This is a genomic window from Tenacibaculum sp. E3R01 (genome assembly GCF_003318185.1).
Taxonomy (GTDB): domain Bacteria; phylum Bacteroidota; class Bacteroidia; order Flavobacteriales; family Flavobacteriaceae; genus Polaribacter; species Polaribacter halocynthiae.
The window spans coordinates 197,524-218,905 of sequence record NZ_QOCC01000019.1; the positions used below are offsets into that span (position 1 = coordinate 197,524).

General features: G+C 29.5%; 18 protein-coding genes. 6 read left to right on the forward strand and 12 right to left on the reverse strand.

All coding sequences use genetic code 11. The features are described from left to right. Positions 1-77: 77 nt before the first annotated feature. Complete coding sequence (locus DS884_RS06055; protein WP_113786134.1) at positions 78-2,543, forward strand: DUF5686 and carboxypeptidase regulatory-like domain-containing protein; 2,466 nt, start codon at positions 78-80, stop codon at positions 2,541-2,543. Positions 2,544-2,867: 324 nt separating this feature from the next. On the opposite strand, the gene DS884_RS06065 is transcribed toward DS884_RS06055, so the two are convergent. Continuing rightward, positions 2,868-3,950, reverse strand: a complete 1,083-nt coding sequence (locus tag DS884_RS06065; RefSeq protein WP_113786136.1) for a CNNM domain-containing protein — start codon at positions 3,948-3,950, stop codon at positions 2,868-2,870. Positions 3,951-4,031: 81 nt separating this feature from the next. After that, a complete protein-coding gene (locus tag DS884_RS06070) occupies positions 4,032-4,415 on the reverse strand; it encodes an ankyrin repeat domain-containing protein (protein WP_093869716.1) in 384 nt (127 codons plus the stop codon). A gap of 176 nt (positions 4,416-4,591) precedes the next feature. On the opposite strand from DS884_RS06070, the gene DS884_RS06075 reads away from it, so the two are divergent. The 3 genes from DS884_RS06075 to DS884_RS06085 all read left to right on the forward strand — a co-directional run bounded on the left by DS884_RS06075 (position 4,592) and on the right by DS884_RS06085 (position 8,668). Continuing rightward, positions 4,592-5,539, forward strand: coding sequence for an OmpA family protein (locus DS884_RS06075; protein ID WP_113786137.1), 948 nt, complete (start codon positions 4,592-4,594; stop codon positions 5,537-5,539). 23 nt (positions 5,540-5,562) lie between these two features. Further along, complete coding sequence (locus DS884_RS06080; RefSeq protein WP_113786138.1) at positions 5,563-6,150, forward strand: hypothetical protein; 588 nt, start codon at positions 5,563-5,565, stop codon at positions 6,148-6,150. 187 nt (positions 6,151-6,337) lie between these two features. Then, positions 6,338-8,668: a GH92 family glycosyl hydrolase gene (locus DS884_RS06085; RefSeq protein ID WP_113786139.1), complete on the forward strand. Its 2,331-nt coding sequence runs from the start codon at positions 6,338-6,340 to the stop codon at positions 8,666-8,668. 41 nt (positions 8,669-8,709) lie between these two features. On the opposite strand, the gene DS884_RS06090 is transcribed toward DS884_RS06085, so the two are convergent. The 8 genes from DS884_RS06090 to DS884_RS06125 all read right to left on the reverse strand — a co-directional run bounded on the left by DS884_RS06090 (position 8,710) and on the right by DS884_RS06125 (position 14,900). Then, entirely contained in the window at positions 8,710-9,849 is a 1,140-nt protein-coding gene (locus DS884_RS06090) for an ATP-binding protein (RefSeq protein ID WP_113786140.1), read from the reverse strand. Positions 9,850-9,855: 6 nt separating this feature from the next. Beyond that, positions 9,856-10,608 (reverse strand): SDR family NAD(P)-dependent oxidoreductase, encoded by a 753-nt coding sequence (locus DS884_RS06095; protein ID WP_113786141.1) that lies wholly within the window; start codon positions 10,606-10,608, stop codon positions 9,856-9,858. Between the two features lie 136 nt (positions 10,609-10,744). Beyond that, entirely contained in the window at positions 10,745-11,671 is a 927-nt protein-coding gene (locus DS884_RS06100) for a hypothetical protein (protein WP_113786142.1), read from the reverse strand. A gap of 152 nt (positions 11,672-11,823) precedes the next feature. Then, positions 11,824-12,675 carry a DUF3078 domain-containing protein gene (locus DS884_RS06105; RefSeq protein ID WP_113786143.1) on the reverse strand — a complete coding sequence of 284 codons (852 nt, stop codon included), beginning with the start codon at positions 12,673-12,675 and terminating at the stop codon, positions 11,824-11,826. A 76-nt stretch (positions 12,676-12,751) separates the two neighbouring features. Further along, a complete protein-coding gene (locus DS884_RS06110; RefSeq protein WP_093869708.1) occupies positions 12,752-13,600 on the reverse strand; it encodes a DUF3078 domain-containing protein in 849 nt (282 codons plus the stop codon). Positions 13,601-13,628: 28 nt separating this feature from the next. Then, the gene (locus DS884_RS06115; protein ID WP_093869707.1) at positions 13,629-14,135 is read right to left on the reverse strand and encodes a DUF2480 family protein; all 507 of its coding nucleotides are present in this window, start codon (positions 14,133-14,135) and stop codon (positions 13,629-13,631) included. 8 nt (positions 14,136-14,143) lie between these two features. After that, positions 14,144-14,464 (reverse strand): iron-sulfur cluster assembly protein, encoded by a 321-nt coding sequence (locus DS884_RS06120; protein WP_093869706.1) that lies wholly within the window; start codon positions 14,462-14,464, stop codon positions 14,144-14,146. Positions 14,465-14,474: 10 nt separating this feature from the next. Next, the gene (locus DS884_RS06125; RefSeq protein ID WP_093869705.1) at positions 14,475-14,900 is read right to left on the reverse strand and encodes a SufE family protein; all 426 of its coding nucleotides are present in this window, start codon (positions 14,898-14,900) and stop codon (positions 14,475-14,477) included. A 190-nt stretch (positions 14,901-15,090) separates the two neighbouring features. Here DS884_RS06125 and DS884_RS06130 point away from each other — a divergent pair, with 190 nt between their 5' ends. Further along, positions 15,091-16,017 carry a PfkB family carbohydrate kinase gene (locus DS884_RS06130; protein WP_093869704.1) on the forward strand — a complete coding sequence of 309 codons (927 nt, stop codon included), beginning with the start codon at positions 15,091-15,093 and terminating at the stop codon, positions 16,015-16,017. A 79-nt stretch (positions 16,018-16,096) separates the two neighbouring features. After that, a complete protein-coding gene (locus DS884_RS06135; RefSeq protein ID WP_093869703.1) occupies positions 16,097-17,995 on the forward strand; it encodes an amidophosphoribosyltransferase in 1,899 nt (632 codons plus the stop codon). Positions 17,996-18,082: 87 nt separating this feature from the next. On the opposite strand, the gene DS884_RS06140 is transcribed toward DS884_RS06135, so the two are convergent. Both DS884_RS06140 and DS884_RS06145 read right to left on the reverse strand, forming a co-directional pair. Beyond that, positions 18,083-18,481 carry a hypothetical protein gene (locus tag DS884_RS06140; RefSeq protein ID WP_093869702.1) on the reverse strand — a complete coding sequence of 133 codons (399 nt, stop codon included), beginning with the start codon at positions 18,479-18,481 and terminating at the stop codon, positions 18,083-18,085. 107 nt (positions 18,482-18,588) lie between these two features. Beyond that, on the reverse strand, positions 18,589-21,255 hold the full coding sequence (locus DS884_RS06145; protein WP_093869701.1) for a TonB-dependent receptor: 2,667 nt from the start codon (positions 21,253-21,255) through the stop codon (positions 18,589-18,591). Positions 21,256-21,382: the final 127 nt, after the last annotated feature.

The window sequence follows — 21,382 nt, forward strand, 5'->3', positions numbered from 1 at the left end:
ATCTTTAACATTTTGTAGTCATATTACTGATTTTATATCTGTTAAGTTTGTTACCAAACTAATATTAAACCAAAACTATGAAGAAAATAACTACATTTATTTTTTTACTTTCCTCTATTATTAGCTTTTCTCAAATGAAAGGTAAAATTACTGACACTAAAGGAAAATCACTCCCTTTTGTTAGTGTTTATTTAGAAAACAGCATCACTGGAACTACTTCAAACAACAATGGTGATTATAATTTAAACATTGAAAAAACAGGAAACTATACTATTATTTTTCAATTTTTAGGATATAAAACAGCTAAAAAAAATGTAACAATTAACAAGTTACCTTTTATTCTTAACGTTTCACTTCAGGAAGAACAAGTTTCTTTAGATGAAGTTCAAATTAATTCAAAAGAAAACCCAGCAAATGCAATTATTAGAAATACCATTGCAAATAAAAACAAGAATACAAATAAGCTAGGTAAATACACTTCAGACTTTTATTCTCGTGGAATGTTTAAAATTAAAAACGCTCCTAAAAAAATTCTAGGTCAAGAAGTTGGTGATTTAGGCGGAGGGTTAGATTCTACCCGTAGTGGTATTATGTACCTTTCAGAAACTATTTCAAAAATAACATATCAAAAAAAACCAAAGAAATTTAAAGAACACATCGTTGCTTCTAAAGTTTCTGGTCAAGATAACGGTATAAGCTTTAACCAAGCAGATGAAGTAAACTTCGATTTTTATGAAAACTCATTTGATTTAGCTGGAAAACAAATGGTTTCTCCAATAGCAGATGGTGCTTTTGGATATTACAAATATAAATTAACTGGTGTTTTTTACAATAAAAATGGTAAGCTCGTTAACAAAATTGAATTACTTCCAAAAAGAAAAAACGATCCTGTTTTTAATGGTTTTATATACATTGTAGAAGACGATTGGTCAATATATGGTGCCGATGTTAATGTTTCTGGTTCTCAAGTAGGTGTACCCATGGTTAAAAGTTTACATATTAAACAAAACTACAATTATGTACCTGCTATAAAAGCCTGGACTTTGGTTACACAAACTATAGATTTTAATGCTGGTATGTTTGGTATTAACTTTAATGGTCGTTTTTCAGCGGCATACTCAAACTACAATTTCACACCAAACTTTACTGAGAATACATTTACAAATGAAGTATTATCTTTTGCCGAAAATGCAACTAAAAAAGATACCACCTACTGGAATACTATAAGACCTGTTGCCTTAACTAATGAAGAAGTTTCTGATTACAAGTTAAAAGATAGTATTAAAGTAATACGAAAATCTAAAAAATACTTAGACTCTATTGATCGTAAAAGAAACAAATTCAAACCTCTTAACATTCTTACAGGGTATAGCTATGATAACTCATATAAGAAATGGTCTGTTAATTTTTCTTCACCTATAGAAAACTTAAATTTTAATACTGTTCAAGGATGGAACTCAGGTTTAAGTTTGAACTTTAATAAACGCTTAAACAAAACAGGAAAAGGGTTTAGCACAGGTGTTGCTGTTAATTATGGACTATCTGATAAAAAAGCTAGGCCAACAGGATATTTCTCATATAAATGGAACAATACTTCTCGACCTATTTTAAATATTTCTGGAGGAATAACTACAAGTCAATTTGATGCTAAAAATCCAATTTCTAAATTTTGGAACACCATAAGTTCTACCATGTTTGAAAGAAACTACATGAAAATTTATGAAAAATCTTTTGCAAAAGTATCTTTTTCTCAAGAAGTGATTAATGGATTACGTTTATATTCAAGCATAGAATTTGCTGACAGAAAGCCTTTATTCAATACAACAGACTATGTAATGTTTCCAAAAAAAGACATAGCATACACTTCTAATAACCCTATTCAGCCCTCAAACTTTAATAGTTCTTTTACACCTCATCAAATGTGGTCATTTAATCTAGGGGCATCAATACAATTTGGTCAAAAGTACTGGTCGTATCCAAATAGAAAAATAAACATTGGTAACAAAAAATACCCTTCATTATACATTGGATATAAAAAGAACTTTGGTTCTGGAAATAGTAACTGGAATTCAGATGTTATTTATTCACAATTATATCAAAACATTGGACTTGGAAATTGGGGAAGATTTAAATATAAAATTAAGGGAGGACTATTTTTAGACAAAAAAGATATACCTTTTATGGATTATGCCCACTTTAATGGAAATCGCCTATTAATAGCTCCGAATAGTAATTATTTAAACGGCTTTTTAGCGTTACCTTATTACCAATTAAGCACAAATGATAAACATGGTGAACTACATGCTGAACAAAACTTTAAAGGCGCACTATTAAGTAAAGTACCACTTTTAAATCAATTAAACTTTCATTTAGTAGCAGGAGCTAAAGGTTTATTTACTGGTGGAAACAAGCCGTATTCAGAATTCTCATTAGGGTTAGATAATATTGGCTTCGGAAAATGGCGCTTTCTTCGTGTAGATTTTGTACGTTCTAACTTTAATGGGCAAAAAGAAAATAGAGTTCTTTTTGGAATTAAATTATAACTTATATCCTATACCAAATAATATAATTCTAGGCATTATATATGTTCTAGTATCAAGAAATTAGATAGTCTGAAAAACTATTGCTCTGTTTAAATGTTTCATCTGTTAAATTTTGAGCAGTAATTTTAAAATTCCAAGGGCTATCTTCTTTTTGATAAAATAAAGATGCATTTGTTATACTATACCTATTACTTTGGTCTTCTGTTTGATTTTTATAATTGTAATAACTATAATCAAAAGTCAACTTAAAAACTAGTCCTTATAATTTAAAAAAGCGAATAAATAATTTATTCGCTTTTAATATTTTATAAAACAGAAAACAACTTATTCTTTTTTTTCTTCCTCATCCTCACTAACGATCCCTAAGCGTTTAGCTCTTTGTTCCCAGTTTTTTCTAGCAAAACTTTGTAAATCTGCAACATTATCACTCTCATCCATAATTTCAAATCCTAGCAAGGTTTCAATTACATCTTCTTGAGTAACTAATCCGCTTACTGTTCCAAATTCATCAACAACCAACGCTAAATGTTCTCTTTGTTCAATTAATTTATCAAATAAGTTAGGAATAGAAAGCTCTCTATCTGCAATAATAATATCTCTTTTAATACTTTTTAAAGGCTCATTTCCTTTATTATTAATTAGAGAAAGTAACAATTGATCTTTTAAAAAATACCCAGTAATAGTATCTGGATTTTCAGAATAAACTGGTATTCTAGAAAAACGTAATGCTTTATGTTCGTCAAAAAACGACTGTATTGTTTGATTTTCATCAGCTGATTTTAAAACTGTACGTGGTGTCATGATATGTTTTGCTTGTACTTCTTTAAATCCTAACATATTACGTATCACATTACTTTCATTTTCATGAAAAACACCTTCTTGTTCAGCTATATCAGTCATAGCAGTAAAATCTTCTCTACTTAAAACACTTTCACCATGAGCTCCTTTACCAAACATTTTTGTAAATAACTGTAAAACCCAAATAAGTCCTGTATACTTACATACAAATATTAATATATTTAAAGCCTTAGTAGAAAAACCTGCTAAAGACTTCCAATAAGTAGCTCCAATAGTTTTAGGTATAATTTCTGAGGCAACAAGTATTAATATTGTCATTATTGCAGATACAATAAAAACTCCATTTCCATCGTCACTAAAAGCTTTTTTTGCCTCAGCACCAACCATAATAGCACCTACAGTATGGGCAATAGTGTTTACAGTTAAAATTGCTATTAATGGCTTATCTACATCCTTTTTCAAAGTTTCTAAACCTTTCGCAAACGCTTTTCCTTCTTTCTTTTTTACATTAACAAAAGTTGGTGTTACACTTAACAGAACAGCTTCTAAAATTGAACATAGAAATGAAAAGAGAATAGATAAAGTTGCGTAGATTATTAATAAAGTCATGTTTTTAATTTTTTTGCTAAATTAAATAAAAAAAGACTGTCCTTTATAGACAGTCTTCATTCAAATAATTATATGCTATTTTTAGTTTTTCTCTAAGGCTCCTTTTAAAACTTCGTAAGCCTCATTTGCCTTAGACATTTTTGCATACTGTAAAGCAGTATATCCTTTATTTGATTTTGTTTTTAACTTAGCTCCGTTACTTATTAAAAGCTTAAGTATTTTTACTTTATTATACCTGGCTGCAAACATTACAGGAGTTAGTCCCATAGACTTTCTATTGATGTTTGTTCCATTATTTATAAAAGCTTTTACACTTTCATAATTTCCTTGTTTTATCATTTCGCAAAACGTACTAAGTTTTACATATTCAACAGAAGTTTTTATAGGTGCTTCTATTGTGTTAGATGCTTTAATTGTGTTAGCAGATACAAGAACGATTAATGCTGTAAATAATAATTTTTTCATGAGATTGATTGTTAAGTTATGTTTCCTATAAGACTATGTTTTTATAAAAGTGTTTCATTAATTTATACACCTTAACATTTATTTAGCAGTAAGTCTTAAAATTTCGTGAAAAACAAAATTTTATTTTTCAATTAATTTTTAATAATTTAACAATCAATAATTTAAACCATAAATTAATGAGTAAAAAATCAATTTATTTATTAGGTATTCTGCTAACCATTATTATTGGATCAATTTTATATTGGTATATGTGTTGTACTGTTTGCTATGCTGAAAGTTGCGATAGTTCTAAACAAAAAAACCAAAAAACAAGTAATGAAGAAGTAAGTAAACCTAAAACTAAGCACCCAACTTCACTACCTTTTAGTATTAAAGATACTCGTGGGAATTTAGCCTATGAAATCAATGAAAATTTCAATTTTAACACCTCCGGTTTTTCCATTCGTGACTCTGTATCTACTTCATTAAATAATGGGATTTCAATGATTAGAGAATATTTAAACTCAGATGAAAACAAACGCCTTAATATTACGGGGTATTATATGAATGATGAAAACAACAACTCAGCATTTCCTAACTTAGGGTTAGCTCGAGCTAACTCTGTTAAAAATTATATGGTTTCTCAAAATATTTCGTCAAAACTAATTAATACCTACGGAGAGTTAAATAATGATTTAGTCGCTAATAAAAACAACATTTTATATGGCCCTTTAAAGTTTGATATTTTTACAAGAACTGATGAGGCTTTAAAAAGTGATGAAACTCTAAAAAAAGCTTGTGAAACTATTAAAGAAAGCCCATTGTTTATATACTTTAAAACAGGGCAAGCAAGTATTAATTTAACTCCAGAACAGCGTCAAAAATTTGCTGATATCTCAAAATGTGTAGATAAATTAGGTGTCATAATTCAAGTTACTGGCCATACAGATAATACAGGAAATAAAGATGGGAACATGAAGTTAGGTTTGGATAGAGCTAACTTTATAAAAACATATTTAATTAAAAATGGGATTTTATCTCAAAATATAACTGTTGCTTCTGAAGGTCAAAATACTCCTATTTCAGATAACACAACTGAAGAAGGTAGAGCAAAAAACAGAAGAATTGAAATAACTATTAATTAAAATAATCATAAAAAATTAAAAACATGACTTTATTAGCAATCCATATACCATGTTGGTTAATTCCATTATTAGTTGGTGCCATTTGTGCTTTTCTAGGATATTTATTAGGTACTAGTAAAAATAACAACAACGATACCCTTAATGATAAAATTGCAAGATTAGAGGCTGACTTAGCTGCTTGTTCAAAAGCAAAATCTACATTACAAGCAGATTTAGATCTTTGTACTAAAAACGCTAAAAATTTAGAAACTAGTTTAGAAACTGCTAAAACAAATATTGCTTCTTCACTTACAAGTAACGCAAACAATAATATACCTTTTAATGCTACTGATGCAAAAGCTGCTTTTGGTAAAAAAATAAAACAAGATGATTTAAAAGTGGTTGAAGGAATAGGTCCCAAAATTGAAGGTCTTTTTCATAATTTCGGAATTAAAACATGGAAGTCCTTAGGGGAAACTTCAATAGAAAAATGTCAAGAAGTACTAAAGAGTGGAGGAGATAGATATAAAATACACAAACCTGGAACTTGGCCTAAACAAGCTCAACTTGCTTATGAAGGTAAATGGAAAGAACTAAAAGACTGGCAAGACAAACTTGATGGTGGTAAATAATAAAAATACGTTCTATTAAAACAATAAAACCTTGATTAATTCGAGGTTTTTCTTTTTTTGTTTATTAATTAACAAAAAGAATTATTTTGTTTGAATTCGATAATTATTGATATAAAAATATTTTTAAGGAGGTTTTTAGATGTTTTTTTGCTTTTTTAGCACTACAAACACCTTTTTATTAAAAATTATGAAACCTTCAATTAAATTCCCTTTTCTTTTAAGCTTATTTCTTTTAGGAATAAGTTGTCAAAAAAAATCAACAGATAATATTGTTGAGAGTAAATCAAATATAGATTTTACAAAATATGTGAATCCTACTATAGGAACCAGTAAAATGGGACATGTATTTCCTGGAGCAACTGCTCCTTTTGGAATGGTTCAACTAAGCCCTCAAACTAACTTTGAAGTAATGTTCAATAAAGATGGTTCATACAATAAAGAAACGTATGAATATTGTGCAGGATATCAATATAAAGATTCAACCATTATTGGTTTTGCTCACACTAACTTTAGTGGAACAGGTCATGCAGATTTGGGTGATTTTTTAGTAATGCCTACTACAGGTAGTTTAGTACTAGATCCTTTAAAAAAGGCAGACAATTCTAAAGGTTTTTATTCTACATTTTCTCACACTAAAGAAAAAGCATCACCTGGTTACTATAGTGTAAATCTGGATAGCTATGGCATAAAAGCTGAATTAACAGCTAGCGAACGTGTTGGTTTTCATCAATATACTTTTCCAAAATCAGAAGATTCACATATTATTTTAGATTTAGTTTATAATGTATATCATCACAATAATAAAAATGTATGGACATTTATTCGTGTAGAAAATGATACGTTAGTAACTGGATACAGGCAAACTAAAGGATGGGCAAGAACTAAAAAAGTTTTCTTTGCTATGCAGTTTTCTAAGCCATTTAAAAGTTATGGTCATAAGAAATACAATAAAGAAACTTATGATGGCTTTTATAGAAGGTTTAAACAAAATAAAAACTTTCCTGAAATGGCCGGAAAAGATATTAGAGCCTATTTTAATTTCAATACTGAAGAGGGTGAAAAAATAAATATAAAGTTTGCTTTGTCTCCAGTAAGTACTAATGGAGCTTTAAATAATTTAAAAACTGAAATACCACATTGGGATTTTAACAAAGTCAGAGAAAAAACTAAAGCTAATTGGAACAAAGAACTACAAAAAATTGAAGTAGAAACATTAACCGAAAATGATAAAACTACATTTTATACTGCTTTATATCATACCAACTTGTCACCTATTTTATATGAAGATGTAGACGGAAAATATCGTGGATTAGATCAAAACATTTATACTTCTGATGGTTTTACCAATTACACTATTTTTTCTCTTTGGGATACTTATAGGGCATTACATCCTTTATACAACATTACACAACCTAAGAGAAATAACGACATGATAAAATCAATGCTAGCCCATCATGATCAAAGTGTACATAAAATGCTACCTATTTGGAGCCATTATGCTAATGAAAATTGGTGTATGATTGGATATCATGCTACTTCAGTAATTGCAGATGCTATGGTTAAAAACGTAGGGGATTTTAACAAAAATCATGCTTTAAAAGCTTCAACTAATACGGCAACTGTAAAATATTTTGACGGCATTGGTGAATACATGAAATACAAATATGTTCCAGATGACAAAAGCCATTCTTCAGTCTCAAAAACATTAGAGTATGCTTATAATGATTGGTGTATTGCTCAAGTAGCTAAAAAAACTGGAGATATTAGTATTGAAAAAGAATACTTATCAAGATCAGAGTACTATAAAAATGTGTATGATTCTTCCATTGGTTTTATGAGACCAAGATTAACTAATGGTTCTTTTAGAGAAAATTTTGATCCAATGGACACTCATGGACAAGGATTTATTGAAGGAAACGCGTGGAACTATGGCTTATATGTACCACAAAATATAGATGAAATGATTAAAATGATGGGAGGAAAAGAAAAGTTTAGTAAACAATTAGATGAATTATTTACCACAGAAATTGATGATAAATACATAGCTAATCATGAAGACATAACTCGTGATGGAATTATAGGTAATTATGTACATGGTAATGAACCTGGGCATCATATTCCATACTTATATAATTGGACAGGGCATCCAGAAAAAACTCAAAAACGTGTTCGTATGATTATGGACAGTATGTATGCGTCCTCTGTAGAAGGGTTATGTGGGAATGATGATGCGGGTCAAATGAGTGCTTGGTATATATTTAGTAGCCTAGGGTTTTACCCCGTAACTCCTGGATCTCCTTATTATGCCATTGGTAGCCCTAACATTAAGAACGCTACAATTCATTTAGAAAATGGAAAAACATTAAAAATCACAGTAAAAAACCAAAGTAAAGAAAATGTATTTGTAAAAAATGTTTTGGTTAATGGTAAAAAACTAGAATCCTTTTTGCTTTCGCATCATGATATAACTAATGGTGGTGAAATAATTTTTGAAATGAGTAACCAACCTAATAACTAGTTTTTCAAAAAAGGCGTTGGTAAATAAACACTAACGTCTTTTTAACTATACTTTACTTTACGTAATACACGTAATGCTTCTTTATACTTTACATAAGTTGTTTTATCCTCCAAATCTCGAATATAGTTTTTTGCTTTCTTTAATTGTTTTGATGCCTCTAAAAAACCATTCAAATAACAAATTAAATAAGTTGTAGGAAGCTTTAAAACATCTACCTGCTCAGTTAAAGTTAAAGAAATTTCTTTTTCAATTTTTGAAACTATACTATTATTAGTATTGTAAATATGGTGCAATATTTTTTTATCAAATTGAGGGGGTTCAAACAAAAACTCTGAAGCTATATCGTGTATTCCATTATCTTTAAAATGAATAATTGTTTTCTCTAATGGATATCTTTTTTCACTAGTATCTATACCTAACAAAATATATTCAGTTATAATAAACGAATTCTCATTGAAAGAAATTTGAACATCATCTAAATCAGAAAAGAATAATCGTACTTGTTCATTAACTAACTCTATGTCTACTCGTGAAAAATAAACCTCTTTATTTATTAAAGTTTCTTTTCCTGCCCAGCACAACACAAATTGCTCTTTAAACACCTTATATTGAGGATTGTATTCTTTTTTATGTTTTTTAAAAAAATCAAAAACCCCATTCAATGTTAACTCTATATTATTCCTAGCATTTTTTTCAATAGCCTCAACAATAGGTTGATTTGTATTTTTTACTTCAAAAAAACCTTCAACTGGTATTGAATTACTTCCTCTTCTATAAAAAACCGCTCCTTTTGGATACTTCCAAGCTGTTTTTTTTAACGATGACATTTCATTATTAGGGTATATAGTAACTAATCCTACTACTTTATAGCGAGGTAATCTAGGAAATGGTACATTTTCATACTCAATCTTAGGAGGATTATTTAAATATGCATTTACCAAATTTTGGATTTTGCTATCATCAAAAAAATCAACTCCAATAATTTTATTCTTCTCATCTTCTACCCCAATAACTATATATGAATTATTATCAGGATTAGAGTTAGACAGTGCACAAACATGCTTTATAAATTTAGCCTTTCCTTCTCTTGAATTTAATGACAACTGTTGCTTCTTATCATAAAAGCTATTTTCATCATTTTTAGAAAGTAAATTCTTAATTAAAAGCCGTTTGTTAATCACTTTTTATTAATTTTTATTTAAAACTGTAGCGCTTGCTTGCGCAGTAGGATACACTATTAAATCTTCAATATTTACATGATAAGGCCTTGTTATCACAAAATGAATAATATCAGCAATATCTTCTGCTTGTAATGCTTTATATCCCTGATAAACAGTTTTAGCTTTATTTGTATCTCCTTTAAATCGTACATCTGAAAACTCTGTTTCAACTAAACCTGGATGTATTGCACAAACACGAATATTATGTTTATTTAAATCTAAACGCATTCCTTTATTTAAAGCATTTACAGCAAACTTAGACGCACAATAAACGTTACCATTAGGATACACTTCTTTTCCTGCAATAGAGCCTATATTTACAATAAAACCATCATTTCTCTCAACCATTTGAGGAATTATTGATTTTGAAACATATAATAGTCCTTTTACATTACCATCAATCATAGCATCCCAATCATCAATACTTCCTTCTTGAATAGAACTTAATCCATGAGCGTTTCCTGCATTATTAATAAGAACATCTATTTTTTTAAAGTCATCTGGCAAACTATTGATTGCTTTTTCTACTTGATCTTTAAAACGAACATCAAATTGTAATGTATGTACTTTAGTATATTTTAAAAGCTCTTTTTCTAGAGTTTTTAACTTTTCAACACGCCTTCCGCAAATTACCAAGTTAATATTGTTTTTAGCAAAAAACATAGCTGTCGCTTTTCCTATTCCTGATGTAGCACCTGTTATAAAAGCAGTTTTTCTCATTTTAAGTGTAATTTCTATAAAGGTAATTTTTTTTATGTAAACAAGATGTTATAAAAAATAAAAAACCGCTCCTCTCGGAGCGGTTTATTTCAATTGGTTATTAAAAATAACCAACCAAAAATCAACTAACCAAACTTTATTTTAAAACCTTTCTTTGAACGGTTTGTCTCTTTATCTTAGTACGTTTTCTTCCACTGTTCCTTACAGCTTGTTTCGCACCTCTTTTTTTATCTCCTTTTAAATATTGTACAAATCCTCTTCCAGAAAATGTATACGTTGTTTCAGATCGTAAATGGTATAATGATACCGTTTCATCATTTATAACGCTTAATTCGAATTTCTCAGTATCTCCACTATCATAATTAAGTGTTAAAACTTTTAGATCATTATATCCTCTAACATCAGCTACTTCATAGCCTCCAATGAAATCCCACTTTATATTATCAATATTTGTGCCAAACACATCATGAGATGAATAAAAAGTCACGTCATTTTCTGGTGTGAACTGTAAAAAATGCTCTTTATCAAACACATTTGAGGTTCCTCCTTTAGCATCAGTTCTTTCCCAAGCTATGTATTCTTGTAAAAAATATTCTATATTCTCGTAAAACAATTTATCATAATCAAAGTTATTAACCTGGTATCCAACTAAATAATAACTAACATTTTGAGATAAATAATCAATTCTTATTTCATTATCAGATAATTGAACTACTTCAAAATCATAATTTCCATCTAAACTATGACTAGTTTCAAGAACATTATTAAAAACACCATATCGTCCAACAGAGATCCCAAGACCATTTCCTGTTTTTCCTATATCTACTATATTATTATTTGCATACATTCTACCACTTAAAAATGATACCGTAAAAGCTTTGGATATAAAAGGAACACCTCCTGAACCTTGAGTTTTATGATAATCTATATACCATAAATCGTAACTAGAAATAAGTTCATTTAATGAAACAGCATCATCTATAAATTCATCATTTGTAACAACACAAGAGGTTAATGTAGTTCCTGTTATTATTAATAGTAAAAGTAATTTTATACGTTTCATAAGCACTAATTATTATGGTTATGCTTAAACATTTTCAAATTTTGTGCCAAAAACAATTTTGCTTACAAGATCATAATTTCATATAACCAAATTCAAACAAAAAAAGACTGCCTAAAAAGACAGTCTTTATATAAAATATTTTTATTATTATCTTAGAAATTATAGTTTACTCCTAAACCAAAAATTTCTCTTGTTTGAAAACCTTCATACGCATTATCATCATAAATTGCTTGTAGTGCTAAATTAGCTGATAAGTATTTATTAATTTTCATAACAACATTAACTGTATAATCAATATCTACATTTTGAGCTTCATCTAAATAATTACTATATAAATTTAAGATATTTTCAACAGATACATTTTCCATAATATTTATTTTATAATACCCATTTATTGCAGCTCCAAGTTCATATCTAGTAGTTTCGCCTGGTTTAACACCAAAATAACTTGCTCCAGCAGGTAAACCAGCAGTAAATTGATTATCAACAATAATTAATTTTGAAGTTGCTGGTGCAAAATTAACTTTTAAATTTTCCGATTTTTTCCATAACATACCTGGACCAAACTGAAAGTAAGCAGGAGAGAAAAAATGAGATTGTTGAACACCTTCATTATATGTTGAAGACATTTGTGTTTTAAAATTAAAAAAAGCAGAATAATACCAATTTCCAGAAGCTTTTTTACCTGCTAAAGAGTTAAACTCAAAACGATCATCTGTTTTTTTAGCACCTTCATTTTTTATTTTTGTTAAACCATAAGAAGCAATAATTTTATTATCCCAAGTCCAATCTCCTTTAGCATAATTGAAATCGTAATTTATCCCTAATGTTCCTGAAATATTATTAACACCTCCAGCTAACCAATTATTAAATGCAGATTGATTGAATAAAAAAGAAATGTTTCCTCCTCTTTTCCATCCTTCTTTTGGCTCTTCTTTTTTTTCTTGGGCGTTAACTACTAACGTTCCAAATAACATTGCGATAGCTACTATTTTTTTCATCATTTTAAAATAATTTAAATTTTAGGGGCGCAAAAGTACGCCTTTACTTTTGTTTAAGACAACCTAATTTTTACAAAAGTCACCTTTTATGGAAAATATAATTTAGCCCTAAACCAAATACCTGTTTGAACTGTATTTTACTAGAGGCATTATCATCTATGATGGCATGAAAACCTAAATTCATAGAAAGATACTCATTTATCTTGATAAAAAATCGCATTTGATAGTCAATATCAATATTTTGAGGGCTATTTAAATAATCAGAATACACAGTTAAAATATTCTCCATTTGAACATCCTTCATAACATCAAACTTAAAATATGCAGACAAGTTAAACCCTAAACTAAAACTTGAATTATCACCTTGAGCCACACCATATTTTCCAGAAAACTCATCAGAAACAAATGTAAATCTTGCAGTAGCTGGCGCTATATTTATTCTTTGATTGTCAGATTTTTTCCACAACATACCAGGCCCAAAACTCCAATAAGCTGGTGATAAAAAATCTGAAATAGGTAACTTTGGTGTTTTTTTATAATCGTATCCTCGTGTATATTGAGTTCTAAAATTACTTAAAAAGGAAAAAAACCAATATTTATCTGCTTTTAACCCTAATAAAGAGTTGTATTCAAATCGGTCTCCTGTTTTTCTAACCCCTTGCCCATCTACATAACTTAACCCATAAATTGAAGTAATCTTATTATCCCAACGCCAATTATTTTTGTTGTAATTAAAATCATAATTTATGGCAATATTTCCAGCAATAGTATTACTACCACCAGCAACCCAATTAGAAAATGTAGATTGATTAAACAAAAAAACAAGCTTACCTGTAACTTCCCATTTTTTAGGGATACTGTCTTTTTTTTCTTGAGAAAAACTAATTAATGAACAACTAATTAATAGCGTAAAAAGAATTTTCTTCATTTTACAAATACTTTACAAATAAGATTAATTATTTTCTTTTAAATAAAGGTACTGTTGAACATGCTTCACCAAACATAATAGTTTTTGCTATAGGTTGAATTTTTTCAATTAGCAAAGTATATGCAGAAGGAGGTATAGGTTTATTAGCACATCCTTTAATTATTACAGGCTTATCTTTAAAACTATTAATATCAAGTTCATTAATTATTCCTTGGTATAAAACAGTTTCAAGTAGCTCTAAATTACCAATTACTACTTTTTTTGCATACAGTGACAATTCCGTAGTTAATAACAAGTATGCCCAAGAAGGTATTATAGCATCTGAGCTGCAAGTTAAAGCAACAAACGAATTTTCATATTGAGACCAATCATGATTTTTAACATCCTGTCTAAAGTCTTTTTCTTTTAAAATTAACTCTTGAAAAAGCCAATCTTTAATATCAAAAACTACTCTAGTACCATTTGGATAATAATCTTCTAAGTCAATAGTAATTAATTTACTACTTGCTACTCTATTTATAATTTCTTCAGCCATTTTTAAACTTATAAAAGACCTAACTCTAATTTTGCTTCTTCACTCATCATATCTTGCGTCCAAGTAGGGTCAAAAGTAATTTCTACTTCGCAATTATTAATCTCTTTTAATGTTTTCACTTTTTCTTCTACCTCTACTGGTAAAGTTTCAGCTACTGGACAATTAGGAGATGTTAAGGTCATTAAAATTTTCGCATCATTTTCCTCAGATATAAAAACATCATAAATCAATCCTAATTCATAAATATCTACAGGTATTTCTGGATCAAAAATTGTTTTTATAACACGTACTATTTTATCTCCTAAATCTTCTAAATTCTCTTCAGTCATAATTAATATTTTAATTTGTCAATTTAGTTTGCTGAGCTATCGCATACATTTTTATTTGCTTGACCATAGACACTAACCCATTTGCTCTTGTTGGACTTAAATGTTCTTTCAACCCAATTTCATCAATAAAACCAGTATCCGCTTCTAAAATAGCTTTAGGTGTTTGATTTGAAAAAACTCTTAACAATAAAGCCACTATACCTTTGGTTAAAATAGCATCACTATCGGCAGTAAATGTAACAATATCTCCTTCTAAATTAGAATGTAACCATACTTTAGATTGACATCCTTTTATTAAATTCTCATCTAATTTATAAGTATCATCTATTAAAGGTAATGATTTGCCTAATTCAATAATGTATTCATAACGTTCCATCCAGTCATCAAACATTAAGAACTCATCAATAATTTCTTCTTGTATTTCTTTGATAGTCATTTTTTAAAACTATTTTTGCACAGTCTAAGACTGGTTTTGTATTAAAAGTGCAAAATTACGACAAAAAAGGCATTTTTATGCTTATAAAAAATAAAGTGAACATAATTATTAATTTTTGTTAGGTATTGTTATAAAACCTGACTTAAAACAGTAAAAAGTTCTTTCCTTTTGGAAAGGTTAAATTAAACTTATGAGTAAATTATTAGCGGTTGGTACTGTAGCTTTTGATGCTATTGAAACACCTTTTGGTAAAACAGATAAAATTTTAGGAGGATCAGGAACATTTGTAAGTTTGGCTGCTGCTCAATTTGGCGTTGAAACTGGTGTAGTTTCTGTTGTTGGTGGTGATTTCCCAGAATCATATTTAGATATGATGAAGAACAAAGGAATTAATACTGATGGAATAGAAATTGTTAAAGATGGTAAAACGTTTTTTTGGAGTGGTAAATATCACAATGACATGAACTCTCGTGATACTCTTATTACTGAATTAAATGTTTTAGAACATTTTAAACCAGTAGTTCCTAAAGTATTTAAAGATTCAGAAATTGTGATGTTAGGAAACTTACATCCATTAACTCAAGCTTCTGTATTAGATCAAATGAATGAAAGACCTAAGTTAGTAGTTTTAGATACTATGAATTTCTGGATGGACATTGCTTTAAATGATTTACATGAAGTATTAAAGCGTGTTGATGTAATTACTATTAATGACGAAGAGGCTAGACAATTGAGTGGTGAATATTCTTTAGTAAATGCTGCAAAGAAAATTCATGAAATGGGGCCTAAATATGTAGTAATAAAGAAAGGAGAGCATGGAGCTTTATTATTTAATGAAGGTAAAATGTTTTTTGCTCCTGCATTACCTTTAGCTGAAGTTTTTGACCCAACTGGTGCTGGTGATACTTTTGCTGGTGGTTTTTGTGGATTTTTAGCAAAAACTGAGGACATTTCTTTTGAGAATATGAAAAACGCCATTATTTATGGTTCAAACTTAGCTTCTTTTTGTGTTGAAAAGTTTGGAACTCAACGAATGGAAGAACTTACGAAAGATGAAGTTCAAGAACGCTTACAAGCGTTTAAAGAGCTAACACAATTTGACATAGAATTATCATAACATACAAGTCCGCAGATAAACTGCGGATTTTTTTATACACAACAACACTAAAAAACACAACTAATAAACACTTTTATAAATGAGCGACGCTTTAAAACATGAATGTGGAATTGCTATGGTAAGGTTATTAAAACCTTTAGAATACTACAAGGAAAAATACGGTACCGCATTTTATGGAGTTAACAAAATGTACCTGCTTATGGAAAAACAGCACAATCGTGGTCAAGACGGTGCTGGGATGGCAAGTATAAAATTCAATGTAGAACCTGGAACAAGATATATTAGTAGAGTTCGTTCAAATAAATCACAACCAATACAAGATATTTTTGGTCAAGTTAATGAGCGAATCAATGGTATTTTTGAAAAGAATCCTGATAAAATTGATGATGTTCAATGGCAAGAGGAAAATATGCCATATATCGGAAATTTATTTTTAGGTCACGTTCGTTACGGTACATTTGGAGGAAATAGCATAGAAAATGTACACCCTTTTCTACGTCAAAGTAACTGGAGACATCAAAGTTTAATTGTTGCTGGTAACTTTAACATGACTAACTCTAAACAATTAATGAAAGAATTGATTGATTTAGGACAACACCCAAAAGAATCTGCCGATACAGTTACTGTAATGGAAAAAATTGGACACTTTTTAGAAGATGAAGTTTCTGATACATATTTAAAAGCTAAAGATGTTGGTTTAAATAAAAAGGATGCTTCTCCTTTTATTGAAGAACATCTAGATATACAACGTATTTTAAAACGTTCATCAAGAAATTGGGATGGAGGTTATGCAATGGCTGGTTTATTAGGACATGGTGATGCATTTGTTTTAAGAGACCCAGCTGCTATAAGACCCGCTTTTTATTATCAAGATGATGAAGTGGTGGTTGTAGCTTCTGAACGTCCAGTTATACAAACTGTTTTCAATGTTGACATTGATAAAATTAAAGAAATTGATAGAGGTCACGCTTTAATTATTAAGAAAAACGGAAAAACTACAATGGCTCCTATTCTAGAACAAAGACCTAAGAAAGCTTGTTCTTTTGAACGTATCTATTTTTCTAGAGGTAGTGATGCTAGTATATATGAAGAGCGTAAAAATTTAGGGAAATTTGTTTTTCCTGAAGTTTTAAAATCTATTAATAGTGATATAGAAAATTCTGTATTCTCTTATATTCCTAACACAGCCGAAACCTCATTCTTTGGAATGATGGAAGCAGCTGAAGATGTATTAAATCAACAAAAAACTGACGCTATTTTAGCCGGTGGTGGGAAATTATCTAAAGAAAGAGTTATTGAAATTTTATCAACTCGTCCGCGATTTGAAAAAATAGCAATTAAAGATGCAAAATTAAGAACATTTATTACTGATGATAGTAGTAGAGATGACTTAGTTGCCCATGTTTATGATGTTACTTATGGAGTTGTAAAGCCTACTGACAATTTAGTTATCATTGACGATAGTATTGTTCGTGGAACAACTTTAAAGAAAAGTATTATTAAAATATTAGACAGATTACAACCTAAGAAAATTGTAATTGTATCTTCAGCTCCACAAATTCGTTATCCTGATTGTTATGGTATTGACATGGCAAGAATAGGTGATTTTATAGCATTTAAAGCCGCTTTAGAGCTACTTAAAGAAACAAATCAATATCATATAGTATATGATGTATATCAGAAGTGTATAGAGCAGCAGAATAATCATGATAAAGATATTGTTAATTATGTAAAAGAAGTTTATGCTCCTTTTACAGATCAACAAATTTCTGCTAAAATAGCTGAAATGCTTAAAACTCCTGAAATTAAATCAAATGTTGAAGTGATATACCAGCCAGTAAGCAAGCTACACAAAGCATGTCCTGAAAACTTAGGAGATTGGTACTTTACTGGTGATTATCCTACTGATGGAGGTCATAGAGTAGTAAACCAAGCTTTCATCAACTTTTATGAAGGTAATGACAAAAGAGCTTATTAAATAGTAACTCTCTTAGGAATACTAAAAAAACAAAAAAGCTAGATATATAAAAATATCTAGCTTTTTTTATAAACTACCTATTAAAGTTTATTTTTTTTGTAAAACATACTTCGTTCCATTAAACTCAACATTCATAACAAAAACATCATCTCCTGGCTTCCATACATTATAAGAAACAGCAAGTTTTTGTCCTTTTTTGTAGTTAGGAAAATTATTTAATAGAATCTTACTGATTTTTGCTAACCTAACCATTACAGTTTCCTCATCGTACCCTTCTCTTATATCAAAATTACTAAAACCATTGCCTACTAATGAATAATCGTCATCAGTTAATGTATATTTAATCACATCATTTTGTGGCTTAAATTTAGATGTTTTCTCTATAGAAGTAATTGGGGAATTATCTTTTGAAAAAGTTTCTGTAGTGCTAATTAAAATGCAAAATAACACTATAAAAAACCCAAATGAATTATTACTCTTAACCATCTTTTGTTAAATTTTAATTGGGCACAAATTTACTAAATTTATATATATATAAAAACCACCTCATATGAGGTGGTTTTAAATTATATTTAATTAGTAGTTAAATACTATTAAAATTCAAATCTAACAGAAGTATTCCATGTTCTTCCGAAACCAAAGTATACTCTATTTCTTACATCAATTCCTCTATAAGTAGTTGAACCAGATGTAGCATGAATATTAGTTGCTGAATCAGAAATATAAACTTCATTAGTTAAGTTGTTAACGTTAAAACGGAATTTTAATTTCATTTTATCATTAAGCTTTAATTTATATGATACACCTGCATTTATTAATGAGTGACCAGGAAGCTGTAAAGATCCTAACGCTGCTGTAGTTTTACTAGAAAAAGCAGCTGGAGATATACTAGCATATAACCTAGAAGCATAAAATTGATCAATATCAAATTTTAAAGACTCAGTAGCTTCATATGTAAAACCAACTCTAGCTGTTGTTTGTGCTTGATTACCAGCTTTAGCTCCATCTAAGTAAAAAGTAATGTTATCTTGTACTAAATCGTTGTTTTGATCGTACTCAGTACCAATAGCTTCACCTTTGTACTCAAAGTCACCTAAAGATATCATACCTTCAATTTTCAGTTTACCAAACTTAGCAAGAGTTTCTAATTCAATTCCAGAGTGAACTTGCTCAACTCCGTTAATTTGTACAAAGTTACCTCTAACTGAACCTCTTCCTCTTAAAAATCTATCTTTCCATGAAGTTCTATATGCATTTAATTTAACAGCATAGTTTTCATGACTAAATCCATAACCAACTTCATAATTTATGATTTTTTCATTAGTTAAGAATGGATTAATATCATTGTTAGTAAAACTTGTGTATACTGAGTTAAAGAAAGGTTGTTTAGAAATAAAACCAGCATTAAAGAATACGTTATGTGCTTCATTAATGTTCCAGTTAAGTCCCCCTTTAATATTACCTCCAATTAAATTTTTAAAAGAAGATGCTTGTTCAGTACCGTTATGAGCTCCTAAGTTAAAGTAATCAACTCTTTGGAAACCTTGTTGAGAAATACCCCCTTGTAAGTAAGTAGATATTTTATCATTTTTGTATTCAACTTGTCCAAAAGCACCTAACCAACGTACATTACCATCATTGTAATATTCAATTTTTTGTTGATCAGAAATATTTTGCCAAGGGTTAAAGCTTGGAGAAGCTTCAACGAAATCAGTAATATTTCTATTTGGGTTATTTCTATCTCTGCTATCAACATAACCAGTAGCTCCTAATAAGTTGTTTACAACTCTATAGTGAATTCCTTTATAAGTTCTTACGTCAATACCTAAATCCCAACTTAAGTTTTCATTTGCATCATTATGGAAGTTAACAACTGCTCCATACCAGTTATGAGAATTCATAGAAGCTCTTCTTGTTAAACCGTTACTTCTATCACTGATAGTACTAGTTCTATCTGCTCCGAAATCAGGAACACTTCCTCCAGCATTCCACTTAGCGATATCATCAAAACGAACAATACCATTAGAATCTCTTAATCTTGAATCAAAGTCTCTGATGTTATTTACATCTCCAATAGGACCTGTTCCTCCTCCACGTCCCCATGAAGCATAAACTACAGTTGATAATTTTGAAGCATCAGAAATTGTCCAGTCATGGTTTAATGACATAACAGGCTTGTGGTAAAAGTTTCTTCTAAATGAAAACTCTTCTCCATTTAAATATCCCCAAGCTGCGTTGTATTTAATATTTGGCTCTCCACCTACTCCATATTTTTGGTAAGTAGAAATAGATTCAGCATAACTTCTTTGGTTGTGCCATTGTGGAGCTCCTGTAAAAGTAAATTCTAATTGGTGATCATCATTTACTGCATACCCTAATCCAATAAAATAGTTATGCCCAACAGCTTTTGTACCATCAACGTAACCATCTTGTTGTGTTCTACTTAATAAAATAGAAGCAGAAAGACCGCTTTCTAATTTCCCTGTAGAATATGATGCTCTGTATTTCATATAGTTATCATTACCATAACTAAATCCTACATTACCACCTTCTCTTTGTTGTGAAGTTTTTGTTACAATATTAACTGTACCTCCAACAGAAGCATTAGCTAATTTAGAAGAACCTAAACCTCTTTGTACTTGCATAGCTGAAGTAACATCAGATAACCCCATCCAGTTAGACCAGTATACTCTACCATTTTCCATATCATTTACTGGAACACCGTTAATTAAAACAGCAACATTTTCTTGATCAAAACCTCTAATAGAAAGTCTAGAATCACCAAAACCACCACCTTGTTTAGTTGCATAAACTGAAGGTGTAGATTTTAAAATTTCAGGAAACTCTTGAGATCCTAACTTCTCTTGAATTTCTTCAGCTCTAATAGTAGAAGATGCAACTGGAGTTTGTCTATCTTTAGCGATATCAATTACTCCTGTAATAACTACTTCCCCTAATACATTAGATGGTTGTAATTGAATTTGTCCTAAATTGGTTTTAGCTGATGTAAAAGATACATTTTTAGTGTCGTAACCAACAAAAGAAACCTCAACTACTCCTGAATTAGATTTTGAGTTCAACGTAAATTTACCGTTGAAATCAGTTCCAATTCCGTTAGTAGTCCCCTTAACTACAACGTTTGCTCCTGGTAATGGTTCACCCATTTCGTCAACCACAATACCAGTAATCTTGGTTTGTCCTACAACTGCAGCAGTTATAAAAAACAAAGCCACAAGTAATACATTTTTAATTTTTTTCATTATCTAATCTAATTTGTTATTAAATGCTTGGCAAAATTCCTGATTTTTAACTTTACCAATATTAACTTAACGTTAACATTTTTTCAGATAACCTAAAATAAATCACTTATTTTCAATGATTAGAAAC